This window comes from Ligilactobacillus acidipiscis DSM 15836 (assembly GCF_001435755.1).
Lineage (GTDB): Bacteria > Bacillota > Bacilli > Lactobacillales > Lactobacillaceae > Ligilactobacillus > Ligilactobacillus acidipiscis.
On sequence record NZ_AZFI01000188.1, the window covers coordinates 1 to 3,564 of the forward strand.

Sequence of the window (3,564 nt, forward strand, 5' to 3'; positions counted from 1 at the left end):
AGCTATCAACAGGAAAAAGTATAGAACCAAAATTAATATCTATTTTAAAGAACTTGGCTTGTTTAAAAGCAATGAGCCAAGTTCTTTTTTGGTAGAAAGAAGTTCTGAGGCAATTTAGTGCATACTTTTTTGTTTTAATTAGGTTAAATTGATATACTTAAAGGATAGTACATAGTGTATTTGAGTTTAATAGTCAGTCTAGGACTAACATCTAAACTTTGAAGCAAAGGATCAAAAAATCTTCAAAGCGCCTAATATACTTTTTTGAAGATGGGGAGGTCTGATCGTGGAATTTTGGAAGATCATTTTGACGTATTTAATACAGCCTTTAGTTTGGGTAGGGATAATAATGGCAGTCATTGTTTATCGGCAACGATTGGCCAAAGAGCGGCGTTTCTTTAGAATAGCGATCGATCGTGATTTTTATGAAGGACGCCATTTTTTGAAAACTGCTATTTTTGGTTTAGTGGTCGGAAGTATTATTTCTTTACTAGCTGGTTTGATGTTGACATTTGGCACGATCGTATTCATAGAAGCAGTGGCAATTTTGGCAGTGTTATTGTTACCACTGGGCGATTTGAGTTTAGCTACACTGTGGCTTGCGATTTTACTGACCAATCTTTTGAATTTAACAAATTTAACCAGTTTTTCTTTAGGTACTTTCGCACTCTCATTTTCTGGAAGTATGTTGCCTGCTAGTGGTTTATTGCTGTTGGGCATATATTTTATTATTAGAGCATTTTTATTACATTACAATAAAAGTACATGGTTTACACCCAAAGTTAAAAGTGGTAAAAGAGGCAGAAGAGTCGCTTTTTATAACTGGAAAGAATTTAGCGTTATTCCCTTAATACTCCTTGTACCGACAAATGTCTTTGAGAGCCAGTGGAGTTTTTGGCCGGTATTATCATTTAACGGGCATTCATTTGGGCTTTTTATTTTGCCGTTGTTGGTTGCGGCTTCTTTGAAAGTCTTTAAAGAAGAGCCTCAAGTTATTTTAGATAATTTCTATAAACAATCTATTACATTAGGGATCTGTAGTATCATTGCGGCGGGTATAAGTGCGTTTTATCCGATAGCTTCACTGCTGGGGTTGCTTTTTATCGGGGGCCTGGCTCTTTACTATTATTTTCAGCGCCAACGTTTGGACGCAAAAGGCAAACGCTGGTATGTTGAAACTAACGATGGTGTTAGGGTGATTGCTGTGATACCTGATACTCCAGCTGCGAAGATGGGGGTCCAAAAGGGAGACATAATCTTAGATTGTAATGATGAAGAGGTAAAAAATGAGTCAGAATTATATGCAGCACTGCAAAAAAATTCTGCTTATTGTCATTTGCGGATCAGAACATTTGAAGGCGACTTAAAAATTACAGAAAGTGCGATATACGCAGATGGCCCACATGAAATTGGGTTAATATTGTTTCAATGAAAGGGAGAGCTTAATTGAAAAAGATGTTAGTTGTTGATGATGACCAAGCCATTTTAACCTTACTAGAATATAATTTGAAAAAAGAAGGATTTGAAGTGCAAACTGCAACAGATGGGCAACAAGCGTTCAACCTTGCTCTTTCTTCTACTTTTGATCTGATTTTATTAGATATTATGTTGCCTAAACTTGATGGGATCGAAGTTACTAAGAAACTACGACAAGAAAAGGTTGCCACTCCGATCATTATGCTGACTGCGCGTGATGAAGAAACAGATAAGATCATCGGCCTTGAGCTTGGTGCGGATGACTATATTACTAAACCTTTTTCACCTAGAGAAGTGATTGCACGGATCAAAGCAATCGGTCGACGAGTCGAACCTGCACAGAACGAAAAAAATGAAGAACAAAGTGAACTGTATCAATTTACAGATTTCTCGATCGACCTGTCCAATTACACTGTTAGTGTTGCAGGCAAACAGATTTCTTTGACGCCCAAGGAGTTTGAGTTGTTGGCATATTTTGTGAAGCGACCAGATCGTGTGTTAAGTCGGGAAAAACTATTAAACGGAGTTTGGGGTTACGATTATGTTGGACAAACAAGAATGGTTGACATGCACGTTAGTCATTTACGTGAAAAAATAGAACATGATCCTAGTCATCCGACTAACATTCAAACTGTTCGGGGGTTTGGTTATAAATTTGAAGGGAAATTAAATGAGGATCAGACAAGTTTTTAATCGTTTAATTGCAGGTGGATCAGCTGTACTGTTAACTTGGAGCTTTTATGCAAAAGTTGCAGGAAAGACTTTAAGAAAAGCAGCGGATGATTTACATTTGGTCTGGATAATTTTGGCTGTTTTGCTGGTCATTTTGTTGATCCTGATAGCTGAATATTTGGAAAGACGGCGTGAAAATAACTTACTCAAACTTTTTACTAAAAAATTAGAGGAAGTTACTCAAGAACAAAAGACTGGCCACGTTCTGGTGGATAAACAAAGTGAACTTTACGACTTAGGTCAGGCCGTTAACCATGTTCAAAGCATGACACAAAGTCTTTTTAAAGATTATAATCGGCAAAAGAGGGGTTATTTAGGCCTGTTAGAATATGTACCGATCGGTGTGATGGTCATTGATCAGGATCGTGAAATTTACCTTAGTAATCATTATTTGGATGATATTATGGAACACGAGCTTGATATGGTCCACGAACTATATTACTCGGCTTTGGCGGAATTTGATATTGTAAAAACCGTAGAAGAAACGTTTCGGACTAAACAGGATCAACGAGCCGAGATCAAGGTCAATTTGGCTGAACAAACGAAGATTTTAAATGTTAATGTAGTTTTCATACCGGTCAGTGGCCATCACTTTTTTGTGATGTTAATGATCGATGATGTTACTGAACAAAAGCAGATCGAACGTATGCAAAATGATTTTGTCAGCAATGTTAGCCATGAACTAAAAACCCCAGTTACCTCGATCGCTGGTTTTAGTGAAACTTTGAAAAACGGTGCGCTTGAAGATCCTGGCGCAGCTAATAAATTTGTAGACATAATTTATAATCAAAGTTTAAGACTAAAGGATCTGATCAATGATATTTTGTCACTTTCACGGATTGGGACAAATATGGAAGTGAACTTTAAAGAGGTTCAGTTTTCACAACTTGTTTCTGATTGTGCTCTAGCTTATGATTCTTTGCTCGATGAACGACAAGTTGTTGTTTTGAATAAGGTGCCGGCAAAAATGAAAGTGCAGGCTGATCCCGGCAAACTCAAATATATATTGAGTAATTTGGTGCAAAATGCAGTCAGATATAACAAAGTTGGTGGAAAAATAACTGTCACGGCAAAAACTCTTGAAAATAAATGGCAGTTTCAAGTTTCGGATACAGGGATCGGTATGACCAGTGAACAACAAGGACGTATTTTTGAGAGATTTTATCGTGCTGATACTTCTCGCAGTAAAGAAGTGGATGGTACTGGTCTAGGCTTGGCGATCGTCAAAGAGTATGTTGAGGTTTTGTCTGGACAAATCAAAGTTGATAGCCAGTTGAATATTGGGACAACATTCACAGTTATTTTGCCACTAATTAGCGAAAATAACTCCTGAATTATTCATACTTTTCGTTGCAG

3 protein-coding genes are annotated in these 3,564 nt (G+C 37.3%); all 3 read left to right on the forward strand.

Annotated features, from left to right (window positions below):
* The first annotated feature begins 286 nt into the window (after nt 1-286).
* Genes FC65_RS09535 through FC65_RS09545 form a run of 3 tightly spaced genes read left to right on the forward strand, consistent with a single transcriptional unit; the run spans nt 287 to nt 3,541 of the window.
* Nucleotides 287-1,432: a PDZ domain-containing protein gene (locus FC65_RS09535; RefSeq protein ID WP_056972496.1), complete on the forward strand. Its 1,146-nt coding sequence runs from the start codon at nt 287-289 to the stop codon at nt 1,430-1,432.
* A gap of 14 nt (nt 1,433-1,446) precedes the next feature.
* Entirely contained in the window at nt 1,447-2,169 is a 723-nt protein-coding gene (locus FC65_RS09540) for a response regulator transcription factor (protein WP_056972497.1), read from the forward strand.
* Nucleotides 2,147-3,541, forward strand: a complete 1,395-nt coding sequence (locus FC65_RS09545) for a sensor histidine kinase (RefSeq protein ID WP_056972498.1) — start codon at nt 2,147-2,149, stop codon at nt 3,539-3,541. The genes FC65_RS09540 and FC65_RS09545 overlap by 23 nt, the downstream gene beginning before the upstream one ends.
* The last annotated feature ends 23 nt before the right edge of the window (nt 3,542-3,564 follow it).